This window comes from SAR324 cluster bacterium (assembly GCA_029245725.1).
Lineage (GTDB): Bacteria > SAR324 > SAR324 > SAR324 > NAC60-12 > JCVI-SCAAA005.
On the sequence record JAQWOT010000332.1, the window covers coordinates 18,672 to 35,173 of the forward strand.

Genomic DNA, 16,502 nt, shown 5'->3' on the forward strand with positions numbered 1-16,502 from the left:
TGTAAATTTTTATGATGTGCCAAACGTAATAAGTTTTACAACTTCTTCCCGTGTAGTGTTTTTTGAATCTAATACGTTTAGTAGTTTGCCATTCTTCATTACAGCGATACGATCCGAAAGTCGAAATACATGCTCCAAATTGTGACTGATTATCAAAACTCCAATATTTTCTGATTTCATTTTTTCAATCAAATTCAGCACCTTACTTCCCTCATCTACCCCGAGCGCTGCCATCGGTTCATCCATAATCACAAGTTTGACTTTCTGAAGTAGTAATCTGCTGATTGCTATTGTCTGCCTCTGCCCACCTGATAAGTGAACAACAGCGTCATTCAGCTTTGGTAACTTGATACTGAATTGTTCCAGTAGCTGCTTTGTTTCTTCTCTCATTCTTTGATTATCCAATTGAGGGAAAATTCCAAAAACTTTTTTCTGCAGCTCGCGCCCTAAAAATACATTCTCTGGAACATTTAATGTGTCAATCAAACCCAATCCCTGATGCAAACAGCCAATACCATATTCGCTGGCTCTATTTGGACTTTCGAGCTTCACTTCATTATTTTCAATTTCAATAATCCCATCATCCGGTAACTGGACCCCAGCAATTGTTCTCACAAAAGTCGACTTGCCAGCTCCATTATCCCCAACCAAAGACAAGATCTCACCAGATTTTATTTCGATATTTATATTGTCAATAGCTTTTAGTCCTCCGTAACTTTTGGTAAGATTCTTAGTAATTAAAAAAGGCTTCATCTTTAGTATTTTTCTGATTTGATTCTGAATTTAATAGGGCTGATCCTGAAACTGAATAAAAGCTGGCCTTGTCATCATTTCAATATCAGCCTCATAATTATTTTAAATCATCTTCCCATCTTTGGCTTAGAGTAACGGTTAGAGTAAGTTACGATTTCTTCGGCATCTGACCATCTGTCAATCATCTTAAATGGGCCAGACCAGCTTTGTGGAGGAGTATCACCCTTACTGTGTGCAACGAATGCGTCAGCCACACCTACACCACTATCGTCAATAGGCCTCAGAATAGAGGCAGTCAGCCAGCCCTCTTTCATTGCTACTATTTCATCGCCAGTGCCGCCAAAACCCATGGTTGCTATTTGGTCAGATTTTCCAATTTGTTTTACAGCTTGGCCGGCCCCTAGACCTATTGTAGTTGAAACACCGTAAATGAGATCAAGATCGTCATGAGCTGCCAGTAGATTCTGGGCAGCATCGTAGGCTTTACTTCTATCGAAGTCAGTATGGGGGCCGACAATTACTTCTATGTCGGGATATTGTTCAACAACACTTAAGAACCCCGCCATCCTTCTATCACTCGCGACTCCAGGGGCACCTTGTAAGATAGCGATTTTACCTTTACCTCCTAGATGCATGCTGGCCCAAGAACCTGAGATTTTCCCACCCAACATGTGTGAAAAAGCAACATATGTCATTGCTCTTGCCTTTTCATCTTCATGGGGTTCCAAATAGTTATAGACTATAGTTGGCACGTTTGCTTGTTTCAGTTTCCTGAGTGCTGGGATTGCAGCCTCATATTCTGTGGGCCCCAAAAATACATAATCTACACCTTTTGCAATTACAGATTCTACCTGGGCAAGTTGACCGGCGTGATCAACGTGTGACGAGACTGCCAGAGATTGAATCTCGTAATCTACTCCTAATTCATCAAGCCGCCCCTGAATAGCCCAAAACACCCTTTCCCAAGCATCTGAAATGTCAAAAGAAGGTGAGAGGTATGCGATCTTCATAGGTTCTGCTTTCCCAACTTTTGGTGAAAAAGTCAGACCCAAAAACAGGGCACTCAGTGCTATCACTGTTATTGCAATGGATGATTTGCTGATACCAAATCTATTAGACATGAAAGCCTCCAATGATGGTCTTACAAATATTCTGGTGGCTTTAGCTACCAGAAGGACAATCAATCTGTGTCTTACAAATCTCATTGATAGTCAAGTAATTTATGATTTTTTTGTTTTAAATGTTAACATTTATTCTAGAAATTTTTGATTAAAAGCTAGAATTAACTATCTGTTTATAAATGATATCAAATGATGTAAATTTTAAGTTTTCTCTGAAAAAAGTTAGTATGAATAACCCTAGATATATTGTGGAATAACTTTAGATCCATGAATTTGTAACTGAATCACCACATATGGAACTGACCCTAACAGGCAAACGGGTACTGGTCACAGGCGCCTCGAGCGGATTGGGGCTTCATTTCGCTCAGATTATGGCCAAATCTGGTGCAAAAGTGACTCTGGCTGCGCGTAGGTTCAGCAAAGTTCAAGAAGCTTCAGAAGAAATCTGTATGGATGGATATGTTGCGGAAGCCCTGGAGCTTGATGTGACAGATAATATTTCCGTGAAAAAGGCCTTTTCAGCCGATCCCTATGATGTCGTGATCAACAACGCTGGAATCAGTGGCTCGGGTAGGGCTATGGATATGAAGATTGAAGAATTTGAAAACGTTCTTCAAACCAATCTCACTGGCGTGTTTGCCGTGGCCCAAGCAGCTGCGCAGCAAATGTCATCTCGTGGTGGTTCGATCATCAACATTGCTTCAATCCTTGGTCTCCGGGTGGCTGTTCAGGTCTCTGCTTATGCTGTTTCAAAGGCATCGATAGTCCAGCTGACCAAGGCCCTTGCTTTGGAGTGGGCACGCCATCAGATCCGCGTTAATGCACTCTGCCCAGGCTACATTGAGACACCCTTCAACAAAGCATTCCTCGAAAGTGAGGCTGGCCAGGCTTTGATCCGCCGAATTCCTCAGCGTCGATTGGGTCAACTTTCTGATCTGGATGCGCCACTTCTTCTGCTTGCCTCAGATGCCTCCGCCTACATGACTGGATCTGTACTGGTAGTGGATGGGGGTCACCTAGTTTCCAGCTTATAGGATTGACTTGGATTTCACGATCTCACCAGAAATAGCCTCATTGCGTGATCGAATAGCTAGATTTGTCGATCAAGATGTCTTACCTGTTGAAACAGATCGCTCGACTTGGGACCCACATGAGAATATTGGGTATGAGGCACTTCAAACATTGAGACAAAAGGCTCGCCAAGAAGGACTATGGTGTCTGCAACTTTCCCCGGAAGCTGGAGGACTAGGCCTTGGTAAGATGGGAATGTCGGTCTGTTACGAAGCAATGAACAGGTCGATTTTTGGGCCAGTAGTTTTTAACTCTGCGGCTCCAGACGATGGCAATATGATGGTGCTTGAAAAACTGGGCACTGCTGAGCAGAAAGCTTACTGGTTAGCTCCCATTGCAGACGGTGTTGTGCGTTCAGCGTTTGTGATGACAGAGCCTGCCCCAGGTTCAGGTTCTGATCCAGGCATGATGCAAACATGGGCAAAAAGAGATGGCGATGATTACGTAATTGAAGGAAAGAAATGGTTCATTACAGGTGCTGAGGGGGCAGCCCATTTCATTTTGATCGCACGCACCTCTGAAGATGCTCGCCGAGGGCACACTGCTTTTTTGTTTCATCGTGATAACCCGGGTTGGGAAATCGTTCGCCGTATTCCGATTATGGGACCTGAGGAACACGGTGGCCATTGTGAATTGAATTTTAACGCGCTACGAATTCCCAAGGAGAATATTCTTTTAGAGGAAGGCCGTGGCCTGAAAGTTATCCAGACTAGGTTGGGTCCTGCAAGGCTCACTCACTGTATGCGCTGGCTTGGGCTAGCTAAACGGTGTGTTGAAATTGCCAGTGAATATGCAGTCCGCCGAGAAGGATTCGGAGTTAAATTGTTTGAGCGTGAGAGCGTCCAAATGATGCTGGGTGATCTTGCGATGCAGATCGAAGTAGGCCGAATGCTGGTCATGAAAGCTGCTTGGGAAATCGACCGCGGCGGCTTTGCACAGAGAGAGGTCTCCATGGCCAAGATCCAGGTTGCCAATCTGTTATCCAAGGCAGCAGATGTTGCCATTCAAATCAATGGGGCACGGGGCTACTCAAAAGACACTATTCTTGAGTGGATTTATCGCTATGCCCGTCAGGCCAGATTGGTGGATGGAGCTGATGAAGTGCATAAAATGGTGTTGAACGGGTATCTGGAGAAAGAAGGTAATGATTTCTGGAATTGGGGGGTCGGAGAGTGATGAAGGCCGATTTGAATGGTGAAGTGGATTTTAATGAGGAATCACTTGGGCGCTTTTTAACAGCAAGGCTTGGGGCTGATTGTGGAATATTTCAGTTGAGCAGAATCAGTGGAGGTCAATCAAATCCAACGTATTTCTTGAATTGGGGTGAGCAAAATCTAGTACTGAGAAAGCAACCGAATGGTCCAATCTTGAAAGGTGCCCATGCAGTTGACCGTGAATATAGAGTACTCGAGGTGCTTCACCTAACGTCTGTTCCTGTACCTGAGCCTGTCTTGTATTGTGCTGAGCCAGAGTTGCTGGGAACCCCCTTTTACCTGATGCAGCGAGTAGAGGGACGTGTGTTCACTGAGACTTCATTATCGGAGTTGCCAGCGGAGGAACGTACTCCGATTTGGATGGCTGTTGCCGAGACACTGGCCAGTCTTCATTCAATTCGGCCTGAGGAGGTCGGACTGGCTGATTATGGAAAACCAGGCAACTATTTCGAACGGCAAATCTCACGTTGGGTAAGGCAGTATCAGAACTCACCATCTAGACCCATTCAACCGATTGAGGATCTGTACGATTGGCTGTTGGGAAATCTACCAGCAGATGATGGCGCGGTTTCGCTGTGTCATGGAGATTTCCGTCTGGGAAACTTACTGTTTCACCCAACCGAAGTGAGAGTATCGGCAATTCTTGATTGGGAACTCTCTACATTGGGACACCCTCTAGCAGATCTTGGCTTTTGTTGTATGCCCTGGCATACCTCACCCGATGAATATGGCGGTCTGCTGGGTTTTGATCTGAATGAGCTTGCCTTACCAACCGAGGAAGATTTTGTAGGTCGGTACATGGCTTCTCTCAATCAAGTGTCAACACCTCAACCCTTTCATACTGCGTTTGCGCTTTACCGATTTGCAGTAATCTTTGTTGGAATTGCAGATCGGGCCCGAGAAGGTAATGCAGCAGATCCCAAAGCAAAAACTCTTGGTCCTCTGGCGGAACACTTTGCAGTGAGGGGACTGGAAATTTCAAAAGGAATTCCTCATGCTTTTTGAATTGAATTTCTATTTTAGAAATTGATTTCCTGTAAGGACAATTCTTACACATAAAACATCTAAAAGAAGCCCCAAGTGGAAAGAAGGAATGATTGACAAAAACTTGATTGGCTATTCCTTTGAGCCTGTTCAGCTTGCCGTCGAGGCTGGACGACTAAAGTTTGTGGCTAAAGCGCTGGGCCTAACAGATCCAGTTTACAGTGATGCTGATGCAGCCTGCGCTGAGGGTTATTCAGATCTGCTCGCTCCACCGACTTTCCCATTTATGCTGGAGTCGGATGCTTTGGATTTAGAGGCGCTTTGTGAATTTTTTGGGCAGAACGTAAAGCACTTGCTGCATGCAGAGCAAAAGTTTACCTATCACCAGCTGATCTGTGCAGGTGATCAGATTACATTCGTCAAAACCATCCGGGAAATTTTCGATAAGAAAAATGAACAACTGGAGTTTGTTGTTTCAGATAACACGCTGACCAATCAGAATGATATCCTTTGTGTTGAGAGTCAGACTACCTACGTCTTCAGAAATGCTTAGAGAGTTTTGAGAATATGCCCAAAGCTGCAGATTGGAACATTGGAGACGAACTTCCTGTGATGACAACTGAGCCACTCACAAGGCATGCTCTCGCCTTGTACTGCGGCGCTTCAGGAGATCACAATCCAATTCATGTTGATTTTGATTACGCGAAAGAGGCAGGGCTGGATGATGTGATTGCGCATGGGATGCTCTCGATGGGTTACCTTGGCAAGATGTTAACTAATTGGATTTCACAAAAGCAGATACGCAGCTATCAGGCCCGCTTTACTGCAATGATGCACATTGGGGAGGGTATTTGCTGTTCAGGTCGAATTACAAATAAATGGGAAGAAGACGGGAGGTGGTTGGCGAGGATTGAACTGTTTGCAGATACCCCGCAAGCCCAAACAATCATTGGAGAAGCAGAGGTTCTTTTGGATTAAAACCGAGCACTTATTAAACAGCTGCTGGTTTAGTTTTCAGCAATAAGTTTTTCTATTTCAACAGTATATTCCTCTAGTTTTGCCAGCGCGTGTTCTCGCTGCAGAGCAGTGAGTATTTGATCAATCCCTAGTATTCTGGCTTCATACCGGCTACGCCAATCATTTTGCTGATCGTTTTCTTGAAGCTGACGTTGCCAGCCTATCAGCCATTGCTGTGCCTGTTCTTGATTTGGTTGTTGATTCAGAAAATTGAAAAACTCTGCTTGTGACTTCTCTCGGCGTTTCAAGCGAGATTTCGTTTCATCAACTTCGGGTCGGGATTTTTGCCAGATGCCCTCCAAAGCCAGAAGTTGTTCCGGTGACCAATCACCGAACCATTCCTCGAGACTCTCCTGCCTGCGCTCACGGCGCTTCTCTCCTCTTTGTGCGTTCGGTTCATCTAAATGTTCTGCTATTTCCTCGTTCTCTTCTTGGAACTCACTCCGCAATTCCTCCACTTGTTCCGGATCCAAATCAGCCAGTAATTTAGCGGCATCCGGTCGCAATCGGTCCAAGATTCGCTTCCAACCAAGCTCAACCTTTTCAAGCCCTTCCCTCCATTCTTTTCGAGTCAATCCATCCCGAGCTTTTATCTGGATGTCTCTAAGAAAGTCAACATAATGGGGCAACTCTTCTTTGCGGTGCCAAGCAATGTGTTCAGCTAATTGCACATTCAGCCATCTGTCTTGCTCACTTGTAAGGTCGAGGTAAGAATCTAGCCTCCAGCGTGTTAGCCAGTTTAGGTTGTTGTAACCTAGATAAAGCGTGTTACAGCTTCCCAGTAAGAGCAGAAGCCCTACCGGCCAAGCTACTCTAACTATTTTTAACAGAATCATACTTTTTCAGTCATTTTGAAATATGCAGGTAATTCGAGAATTATTTTCAGTTTACCAGACTGTGCGTTCATTTGAATACCAGAGAAATCATAGGTCAATTTTAGAAAAGATTGCAATGGGTTGACTACATAGTGAGGTTTTCAAGTTGGAGGGGCTAGGAAAGATTAGAGCATATTCTGTCATAATAATTTTTATTTGAAAATTTTTATAAAAATCATTAAAAAGGTATTTTATGTTCTTTCTTGAGGAAGTGAGATGATGATCCCTCACTTCCTCGGAGGTCCCATGTCAGTTCAATTAAATCAAACTGCGCTCTGGCAAAATCTATGGGTAGTCAATCAGCTTCAAAAGGAGGAAATCGAGATCCTTGAGAAATTCATTGAGGTGTTGCCTTCTTCAGAAGATGAAGTCATTGATGAGTGGCTGGATCGTCTTGAAAGACACACCAAGCATCGATTTACAGTTGAAGAAGAACGTATGATCAGTTCGGGATACCCCTTTCTATCTGAACATCGGAGAGAACATACTTTGGCAATGGATTGAATACGAAAAGCCAGGGATGATTGGGAGAAGGATCGGAATGTTTTGACGCTTTGGAGCTTTCTAGAGCAAGATTATTTCGACTGGTTCATGCAATATCTGATGGACTATGATTTTTCTTCTGAAAATCACGAAAAGTGTAACTGAAAACCACGGCACAAGGTTCAACTATGACCTGAGTTGATTGAAGCTTGATCAATCAACTGTCTGATGCAGAGAGATCGTTGATCCCAAGGAATTCAGGGTTGATGATCTTATCCTCACTAGCCTACCTTAGTAACGCTCCCTTTCTTGTACGACAAACGATAACCCAACTCTGAGCTAACCAAATCTTTTCATGAATTTGATGTGCAGAAAGCCAAGTATCACCCTAATGATTTGTCTTTTTTTTTCAATTGTTTCAACTGCATCTGGACAAGGTAAGGACATGCAGAAGTTCAATGATTTCCAGATGGATCGGACTGAAGTAACGATTGGAGATTTTCGAAAATTTGTCGAAGCAACAAAGTTTCGTTCCCGAGCTGAGGTAGAGGGTGGTGGTTTTGAGTATGGTGCTGGATGGGAGCGTAGGCCTGGTTGGACTTGGCAGAGACCACATGGAGTTGAAGCGAATGATCAAGAACCTGCAGTGCATCTGAATTATGCAGAAGCCCAAGCATACTGTGAGTGGGTTGGTAAGCGTTTACCAACTGATGAAGAATGGGCTAGTATGGCTTATCATGAGCAAAGAAGAAACCCACCTGCTGCTTTTGAATTCGGAAAAATCTATGACTATCCCACTGGAGATGATCCAACTGGTGCAAATTGTCTGGCAGAGTGTGGCCCATCGCTCTCAGTGGATCACGGTATAAACTTGCGTCGTGGGACGGGTCATACTTTGGCTGGAAACAGCAAGGCTGGGGTAAACGGGCTTTATGAAATGGGAGCCAACGTCTGGGAATGGATTCAAGGGGAAGGGGTGCAAGCTCGCACAAGAGGAGGCTCTTGGTGGTATGGAGCCCGACCAATGCACCGGGAACACTCCGCATACAAACCAAAAGATTTTTATGCGATTTATATTGGTTTTAGATGTGCCTCAGATCTCTGAATTTCAAAAAATCTTCATTTTCTGAAATTACGACCAGAAATTCCCACCACAGATTCTCTTTCTCTCAGTTTCCTGGCTTTCTGGATCACTTCGACAGTTTTTGACCATAAGCCAAGATCTTCCAGTTTGTTGAAAGAAATCCACTCAGCGTGTTGAGCGTCATCTGAACCTAGCGGAGTTCCTGATGCCCAATTTGCCCAGTAATCGATCAGGGTATAGTGGAAGCGAACTTGTTGATTGTCATCTCGGATGATTGAGTCCACAACTTCTAGAAATTGGGGCTGCTGAATTTGTACGCCAGTTTCTTCCAACACTTCCCTGCTGGCTGTCTCCTCAACTGTTTCTCCAATGGACTGAGCACCTCCTGGAAGACTCCACTCTCCCAATCTCGGGGGCCGGCCTCGGCGGATCAGTAGCACATCTTCATCTTTCAAAACCACGACTCCTACTCCCACAAAAGGGCGTGATGGATACTCTCTGGATTCAGGCATTATTTAACTTTCTCAAGGGATTACTCGCTGACTGATAGGGTGAGAACCCCCAATTCATTCAAAGCATTCGTGATGATGTAAGTCCCGAGAATCATAAGGAAACTTAGAAAATTTTTTCGGAAAAGCCCTTCTGAGATATGGCGACGAATTTGTTGGCCAATCGCCATTCCGCAAACTGTTCCAAACAATGCGCCAATAGATAAGAGTAACTGTTTTTCGTAGAGAATTCCCATGCGGTACAGTGCTATTGCCAGAAAAACAGTCACGATATTGAGAACAATTCCTAACGCTTGTACCAATTCGTCCCTAGTCAATTTTAAACCGTAGAGGTAGAAGACGCTGGGAACAGAAAAAATACCAGTCATACCCAGCATTAAACCTCCGACAATGCCCACTAAAATTCCCCAGTAATTTTCTTGACCTTCAGGGACTTGGAGATCGATTCCACTTAAACTCAAAACACCAAAAATAATCAGTAAACTGCCTAGAATTACTGAAAACCAGGGCACTTCAAATTTATCAAGAAAATAAGTCCCGATCCAGACTCCTGGAGGCACCATAATAATCAACCCCCATAATTTCCTGCTAAGCTTTATAAAATTTCCACCTTTGCCTCCTTGCCAGACATTTGTCAAAAAACTTGGAAGGAGTGTAATAACGACTGCGCTTGGAACAGGTTGAAAAAGACTCATCAAGGAGAGTGTGATCATCGGAACACCTAAACCAATTAGGCCCTTGATGATACCAGCAAATAAAAAAATCAGTACGATTTCAATCTGAAAAATTGATCCCAAGTCTGTAGTCCCCATTTATTTTATCAAAAGATTGTTGGTGAGGATTTTTGGAAAACCCCAATATATCTCAGCAAAATAGCTTTCAGTTTGAAAGTGCTGATCTGCACTATCAAATCGAACTCTGACCAATTTTCAGACCAAAAGAATTCAATATTTTGTAGGACAAAAAACTTGACATGATTTAAGTTAAAAATATTATTTGCAAAAAAAAAACGAAAATTTTTTCGGTATCCGAAATTGGAAAAAAATAAAAATTTTATTTATGTACTTGAAAAAGCTCTGAAAGTATTAGAGCAGTTTTCTAGTATTAGGCCTAATTTAACACTAACTGAGATTGAGCAAGAAACAGGTTATGGACCTGGTACAACACACCGCATTTTAAAGACACTAACCGAACTGGGCTATTTACGTTTTTCAGATCAGACTAGGCGATATAGTTTAACCTTTAAGATTTTAAATCTAGGTTTTTCGGCCATGAGTAGAATGGAAATTCGTGAGATAGTACGCCCTGAATTATTAAGCTTGGCTAAGACAACAAAACAAGTTGTTAGTTTTGGTATCTTAGACAATGTAGATGTTGTTTACATTGACCGAGTACAATCTAATGCTTTCAGACTAGGTGTTGATATAAGAATTGGAACCAGAATTCCCACATATTACACAGCGATTGGTAAAAGCATTTTAGCATTCCTCACACAAGAAAGATCACTTGATATTTTAAAAAAACAAGAACTGGTTGATCCTTACAGCAAGCAAAAAATTGAGTTGGAAAAAATCATCAAAGAGCTTCAAAAAATTAGAAAAAAAAGATGGTGCTACACTGAGCCCGCACCTGCAATTCGAGTTTTGGCATCACCAATACTAGACCAAAGTAAAAATCCAGTTGGAGCAATAAGCATCGCAGGTCTTCAGTTAAATTCTACGAAAGATTCATTCATTGATAATCATATAAACCATTTGCTAAATACAACGGCTCAGCTAGGGCCAGCACTTTCCATTCTTGGATCTTGTGAAAACAATTAAAGGAGTAATTTATGAGATTTGGCTACAAGGGAATCTTGCCAGCAATGCAGTGCCCAATGAAAGAGAATTTTGAAATTGACTATAAAGAACTTCAGAGATTTGCAAATTGGCTCATAAGTTTTGAGGGAGTAAATGGTCTGGTGACAAATGGTCATACAGGAGAAATTTTTTCATTATCACCAAAAGAAAGGGCAGAAGTAACGAAAGCGGTTGTTGAAGCTGTGGATGGAAAAGTGCCGGTGGTTTCCGGAATTGCTGTGGAAGGTATTCAGGAGGGAATTGAACAAGCTGGAATGCTAAAAGAGGCTGGGGCAGATGGTTTGTTAGTGATGCCTTTTCATCATTGGCTGAGATTTGGTTTTTCTGATGATCATGCAATTGAGTATTTTTCAGAACTTGGAGAAACAAGTGGTTTAAATTTAGTTGCCCATATTTATCCAGCTTGGACAAAAGCAAATTATAGTTCTGGTTTATTGGGAGAACTTTCAAAACTCGAGTGGGTAACTACAATTAAATTAGGCACTCGGGAAATGTCACAATATGCAAGAGATATTAAAGCCATTAGAGAAAATGGGGAAGGAGTTACAATTCTAACCTGTCATGATGAATATTTACTTGCATCTATGGTTCAGGGTGTTGATGGTGCTTTAGTAGGTTTTGCTTCATTTATACCAGATAAAATAACCAAACTTTATGAATGCGTAAAAGTGGGTGATTTAAAGGGCGCACAAGAAATTCAGGAATGGATTCTTCCTCTAAAAGAGGCAGTTTATGCCAGTGGAGAGCCCTCAGGAGAGGCACATGCAAGAATGAAAACCGCGATGTTCTTGTCTGGTAGATTAAAATGCGATGCAGTCAGAAAGCCAATTAAAAAACCAGAAGGAGCAGCGTATCAGAAAATTCAATCTGCTGTAAGTAGAGCAGGTTTTTAATGGAGAAAATAATGAGATCAAAACAAGTTATCAGACCACCATAGAACCACTAGATATTTGGTAGATAGTAAGGCCTAACAGGATCTTTAAAAAGTTGATTTAGAATGAGGAAATATGAAAAGATTTAGCTTATTCATGGTGGCAATTTCATTGGCTGCAGGACAAATTTTTGCGGGAGGTCACAAAGCTCTCCCCAGCGATGCAGCTGAAGAACAGGTTTTAAGAATTGCCACATCATCTGCAGGTGAAAATTCTTTCATCTTTACAGGACTAAGTGGGGGTGGTGATCATCAAAATTGGCAGTCATTTCTTTGGGTGCCCCCAATGTACTTTGATGAAAACAAAGAACTTCAGCCAGGAGTTTTTAACAAATGGGAGTCAAATTCTGAATTTACAGAATGGACTTTCAGTATTGATCCAAGAGCAAAGTTTTCTGATGGTTCGAAACTTACTGCCCAAGACGCAAAAGATACTTGGGAAGCCATGGCAAATCCTGATTCTCGGAATGGAAGGATCGTAGGTTACATTGGTAACGTACAGGGGTTTGAAGATGCGAGAGAGAAAAAGATTGATACAATTTCTGGTATCATAGCCGAAGGTTCAACTGTTAGAGTCAAACTCAAGAATCCTGATCCAATCTTTCATTGGCGAATTTCCACAGCACATATGAATGTGGTCAAGGGCAGTCAGGCAAAGTCAGGGTTTGATTACTGGAAACCTGAGAATAATCCAGCATTTTCAGGACCGTATGTACTAAGCCAGTATGATCCCGATCAAAACACAGCAACCTTCACTCCAAATGATAATTGGTGGATGGATGAAGGGCCATACTTAGAAAAGATTACCTTCCAGTTCGTAAATGATGGTGACACGCTGGCAGCGATGTTCCAAAACGAACAAGTCGATCTTTCAATGCAGCAACCCTCACCGATCCTCAAAAAGATCATGCCTGATGTTTTTGAACCGGCCCCAAGAATTGGTTTCAATTCATTCTGGTTCAATGTAAGTGCTGCTCCAACTAATGACCCCATGGTACGTAAAGCGCTTGTTTTGGCAGTTGATCCCAAGGAGATCTATAAAGCTGCATTCCCGAAATCACAGTTTGAATCAGTGATGCCAAGACAATTCATGGATCCAAATCTACAATGCTATGACGATAGCATAGTTTATTATGATTATGATCCAGAGGGCGCTAAAGCAGCTTTGGCAGCATCCAGTTATGGTGGACCAGAGAATTTGCCTAAACTTCGTGTGACTCCTCGTGCTACATGGCCACCGCTCAAAAGAGGAATGGAGTATGCCATGGAGCAGTGGCGGACAGTATTGGGGATTCAAAATGTTGAGTTCAAGGATAAGCCGCAAAACTTTGGGAGTGACGAAGAGAAAGTCAACGTTTCCAGGGATGATGTTGCCGCGAGATTCCCAGATCCAGCAGTCTACGTTTTCAAAGGAACTCATTCTCAGGGACCAATTGCCAGTGGTTCAATGATGAGATCTTACAAGAACGAAAAGATAGACATGTTGCTGGAAGAGGCGATGATGGTGGAACCATCTCATCCAAAGCGATGTGCACTTGCACATGAAGCACAAAGACTATTCCTCAATGACTGGCCAATGATCATTCTCGGAAAGCCTTTGGAAAGTATCAATAGAAGAGGATACGTAAAAAATGTCTTCAGCGGTCCTGATATCGCAAGACACGCACCCTGGAAAATTTATATTACGAAATAATATTTTCTAGACTCACAGTATCTAAAATTACTACATTTTCAACTCTAACTAGGCCGTCCTTGACGGCCTTTTTTTATGATATCTTTTCTTTCAATAAGAATTTTTCGATGGATATCAGGCTTACTACTAGTTTTGTTAGTAAGCTATGCAATGATGTTTTATGGAGGAGGTGACCCTATCAAACAAATGTTTCTCGATGAGTTAGGAAATACACAGTATCTTGATCAAAAAATGATTGACAGTGAGAGAGAAAAATATGGGTTAAACGACCCATTTATAGTGCAGTTTAAAAATTATCTTTTCAATATCACTCAAGGTGATTGGGGCACCTCTTACCGGGCCCAGCGGCCTGTTTTGGACATGATAAAACCTAGATTATGGATTTCAATTCAGCTAGGTTTTGCTGCCACCATTTTTATGGCATTAGTTGGTATCCCCTTGGGGATAATCGCAGCATTATATCATAACAAATGGATTGATTTAACTATTGTGGGTACAATTGTAACAATAAATGCTATCCCAGTCTTTGTAACGGGACCACTATTGTTGCTGTTTTTTGTGTTGGTTGTACCAATAATGAATGTTCCGTATGGGTGGAATGGTCTATTCGATACTCAGGTGATTTTACCAATTGTTGTTATCGCAATTTCTACACTGCCAATTGTTCTACGACAAATGAGAACCTCAGTTTTGGAAATCAAGAATGAAGACTACATAAGAACAGCAAGAGCAAAAGGCCTAACCGAAAGAAAAATCATACTTAAACATATATTAAGGCCTGCACTAACACCAGTCATTACCTCATTAGGTCTTGTAATGATTACTTTAGTGAATGGAGCATTGTTTGTAGAATTAATCTTCAATATTCCTGGTTTTGGAAAAATGACAATAGATGCTATACGGGACGTTGATCACCCTTTAATAATGTCAACTGTTCTTGTTGGCACACTAGTAGTGATGGGAAGTAACCTCATCGTAGATCTGATCTACTTTATCTTAGATCCAAGAATCAATAATTAATTTTATGCAAACTACAAAAAGTCTAACTCAATTAGCGTTAGCAAGGCTTGCAAAAAATTATCTTGCGCAGATTGGATTCCTGATTGTTGTTTTGTTCTTAGTAATTGCTATTCTTGGACCTTTGATAGCACCATATGATTTCTTATCTCAAAACATAGATAGAGCTCTTGAAAAGCCAAGTTTAGATCACCTGATGGGGACAGACCCAATGGGCAGAGACATATTTAGTCGAATGATCTTTGGAGCGCGTACTGCAGCAATTGTTGCCTTCACCACAACAATTATTAGTCTCATTCTAGGAATCATAATTGGAACAATTGCAGGATTCTCAGGAGGAAAGATAGATGCTATTCTTATGTGGTTTACAGATGTGACAATGTCAGTTCCAGGATTATTGTTGGCGATTTTGATCAATGCCTCCATAAAACCTCCAATATCAAACTTTTTTGATTCCTTATATCAGACAACAAAAAATCCATTTTTTCTAAATACTTATTTAATAGATTTTGTCATTGTCTTTGGTGCGATCGCCTTAATTAGTTGGCCAGGTTATGCTCGCATCATTAGAGGACAAATTTTGAGCCTAAGACAGCAAGTCTTTGTCGAAGCTGCCGTGTCAATGGGGTCTGGCTTTTGGCACATGATGCGTAAACACTTGGTACCTAACGCCATCGGACCAATTGTGGTAACAGTTACTCAAGGTATTGGAGCAGCAATTTTACTTGAATCTTCACTGAGTTTTCTTGGTGTTGGAGTTCAACCACCAAATGCGAGTTGGGGGAGTATGTTATCAGACAGCCTATCATTGTGGAGGAGCTTCCCTCACTTGATGCTCGTGCCTGCAATCACCATTGGAATAATCCAAATCGCTTTTATTTTCCTAGGTGACGGAATTAATGATGCGCTGAATCCAAAACAGAGTAGGAGGTAAAGTGAAGCCAAAGAAGTTTCCTAAAGAATCATTGTCTTTTAAGGATGAAAAAACAGGCAATGATATCATTCAGTTGACAAGTCACAAATCAGTCCATCATCATCCATTTTTCCATGTGAACGCGTATAATTTGAATCAGGACAAACTTTTCTTCATCTCTCATCGCAGTGGTTCTCCTCAAATCATGTTTGCGGATATGCAAACTGAAAATTTATTCCAAATAACTCAATTCATTGATCTTAATGAATGGTCAATAAATCCTTCTTTGAATGGGAAGTACGTATATTTGACAGCTGGTTTCAGTGGATGGAGGGTAGAAGTTGAAACAGGAAAAGAAGAAAAGATTATTGAATTTCAAGCGGACGGAATGAAAGAGAAAGGGATGGTTGCGGCAGCAATGGGAACAACGTGTCTCTCAAATTCTGGGAAATGGTGGGGTGTTACCTACAAGGTGGCCGAAAAATCAAGATTTATGATCATTGACACTGAAAATGGAGAAGGCAAAAACATACTGGAAGCAAATAGTATTTCACACATGCAATTCTGCCCAGATGATGAAGAACAAATTTTTTATGCTGGACCTCTAACAGATAGAGTTTGGACTATCCGTCTAGATGGATCTGGAAATCAGAGAGTTTATGAGAAAAAGCCTCAAGAGTGGATTACACACGAGTCATGGTTGCCCAAAACAAATGAGATTGCTTTTGTAGATTGGCCTAATGGAATGAGAGCGATCAACATCCACACGAAAAAAGAAAGGCAACTGACTCACTTCAACGCTTGGCATGCCATTTCTAACCACGCAGGTTCCAGAATAATTGCTGACACAAATTTTCCTGATATTGGCTTACAAATTTATGATCCAGATGATCAGAACTTCCAACATGAGACAATATGCTTACCAAAATCTTCATCTGTTGGTGAGCATTGGAATGGGCCATTCCCCTATGGAAACGG

The 16,502-nt window shown here is 41.9% G+C and carries 18 protein-coding genes; 13 read left to right on the plus strand and 5 right to left on the minus strand.

Translation table 11 applies throughout. The features are described from left to right. Positions 1-9 precede the first annotated feature (9 nt). Both P8O70_17900 and P8O70_17905 read right to left on the minus strand, forming a co-directional pair. Positions 10-753, minus strand: a complete 744-nt coding sequence (locus P8O70_17900) for an ATP-binding cassette domain-containing protein (GenBank protein ID MDG2198711.1) — start codon at positions 751-753, stop codon at positions 10-12. 107 nt (positions 754-860) lie between these two features. After that, entirely contained in the window at positions 861-1,937 is a 1,077-nt protein-coding gene (locus tag P8O70_17905; GenBank protein MDG2198712.1) for a sugar ABC transporter substrate-binding protein, read from the minus strand. A gap of 230 nt (positions 1,938-2,167) precedes the next feature. Between P8O70_17905 and P8O70_17910 the strand changes: the two genes are divergently transcribed. From P8O70_17910 to P8O70_17930, 5 genes are all read left to right on the plus strand, one after another. Further along, on the plus strand, positions 2,168-2,908 hold the full coding sequence (locus P8O70_17910) for an SDR family oxidoreductase (GenBank protein MDG2198713.1): 741 nt from the start codon (positions 2,168-2,170) through the stop codon (positions 2,906-2,908). A 7-nt stretch (positions 2,909-2,915) separates the two neighbouring features. After that, positions 2,916-4,121 (plus strand): acyl-CoA dehydrogenase family protein, encoded by a 1,206-nt coding sequence (locus P8O70_17915; protein ID MDG2198714.1) that lies wholly within the window; start codon positions 2,916-2,918, stop codon positions 4,119-4,121. Next, on the plus strand, positions 4,121-5,164 hold the full coding sequence (locus tag P8O70_17920) for a phosphotransferase family protein (protein MDG2198715.1): 1,044 nt from the start codon (positions 4,121-4,123) through the stop codon (positions 5,162-5,164). Before P8O70_17915 ends, P8O70_17920 begins: the two co-directional genes overlap by 1 nt. A gap of 88 nt (positions 5,165-5,252) precedes the next feature. Continuing rightward, positions 5,253-5,696, plus strand: coding sequence for a MaoC family dehydratase N-terminal domain-containing protein (locus P8O70_17925; GenBank protein ID MDG2198716.1), 444 nt, complete (start codon positions 5,253-5,255; stop codon positions 5,694-5,696). Between the two features lie 14 nt (positions 5,697-5,710). After that, entirely contained in the window at positions 5,711-6,121 is a 411-nt protein-coding gene (locus tag P8O70_17930; GenBank protein ID MDG2198717.1) for a MaoC family dehydratase, read from the plus strand. Positions 6,122-6,150: 29 nt separating this feature from the next. Here P8O70_17930 and P8O70_17935 read toward each other — a convergent pair whose 3' ends face one another. Then, entirely contained in the window at positions 6,151-6,996 is an 846-nt protein-coding gene (locus tag P8O70_17935) for a DUF6279 family lipoprotein (GenBank protein ID MDG2198718.1), read from the minus strand. 285 nt (positions 6,997-7,281) lie between these two features. Between P8O70_17935 and P8O70_17940 the strand changes: the two genes are divergently transcribed. Both P8O70_17940 and P8O70_17945 read left to right on the plus strand, forming a co-directional pair. Next, positions 7,282-7,539, plus strand: a complete 258-nt coding sequence (locus P8O70_17940; protein MDG2198719.1) for a hypothetical protein — start codon at positions 7,282-7,284, stop codon at positions 7,537-7,539. A 424-nt stretch (positions 7,540-7,963) separates the two neighbouring features. Beyond that, the gene (locus tag P8O70_17945) at positions 7,964-8,623 is read left to right on the plus strand and encodes a formylglycine-generating enzyme family protein (protein MDG2198720.1); all 660 of its coding nucleotides are present in this window, start codon (positions 7,964-7,966) and stop codon (positions 8,621-8,623) included. A gap of 14 nt (positions 8,624-8,637) precedes the next feature. Here P8O70_17945 and P8O70_17950 read toward each other — a convergent pair whose 3' ends face one another. Both P8O70_17950 and P8O70_17955 read right to left on the minus strand, forming a co-directional pair. After that, positions 8,638-9,114 (minus strand): NUDIX hydrolase, encoded by a 477-nt coding sequence (locus P8O70_17950; GenBank protein ID MDG2198721.1) that lies wholly within the window; start codon positions 9,112-9,114, stop codon positions 8,638-8,640. A gap of 20 nt (positions 9,115-9,134) precedes the next feature. Continuing rightward, positions 9,135-9,923 (minus strand): sulfite exporter TauE/SafE family protein, encoded by a 789-nt coding sequence (locus tag P8O70_17955; protein MDG2198722.1) that lies wholly within the window; start codon positions 9,921-9,923, stop codon positions 9,135-9,137. Positions 9,924-10,145: 222 nt separating this feature from the next. Here P8O70_17955 and P8O70_17960 point away from each other — a divergent pair, with 222 nt between their 5' ends. From P8O70_17960 to P8O70_17985, 6 genes are all read left to right on the plus strand, one after another. Beyond that, positions 10,146-10,931, plus strand: a complete 786-nt coding sequence (locus P8O70_17960) for an IclR family transcriptional regulator (GenBank protein MDG2198723.1) — start codon at positions 10,146-10,148, stop codon at positions 10,929-10,931. 11 nt (positions 10,932-10,942) lie between these two features. Beyond that, entirely contained in the window at positions 10,943-11,863 is a 921-nt protein-coding gene (locus tag P8O70_17965; protein ID MDG2198724.1) for a dihydrodipicolinate synthase family protein, read from the plus strand. A gap of 114 nt (positions 11,864-11,977) precedes the next feature. Continuing rightward, positions 11,978-13,594, plus strand: a complete 1,617-nt coding sequence (locus tag P8O70_17970; GenBank protein MDG2198725.1) for an ABC transporter substrate-binding protein — start codon at positions 11,978-11,980, stop codon at positions 13,592-13,594. Between the two features lie 150 nt (positions 13,595-13,744). Next, the gene (locus tag P8O70_17975; GenBank protein ID MDG2198726.1) at positions 13,745-14,614 is read left to right on the plus strand and encodes an ABC transporter permease; all 870 of its coding nucleotides are present in this window, start codon (positions 13,745-13,747) and stop codon (positions 14,612-14,614) included. Between the two features lie 4 nt (positions 14,615-14,618). Further along, a complete protein-coding gene (locus P8O70_17980) occupies positions 14,619-15,545 on the plus strand; it encodes an ABC transporter permease (GenBank protein MDG2198727.1) in 927 nt (308 codons plus the stop codon). A gap of 1 nt (position 15,546) precedes the next feature. Beyond that, positions 15,547-16,502, plus strand: a 956-nt coding sequence (locus tag P8O70_17985) for an oligogalacturonate lyase family protein (GenBank protein ID MDG2198728.1), incomplete at its 3' end; no start/stop codon positions are given.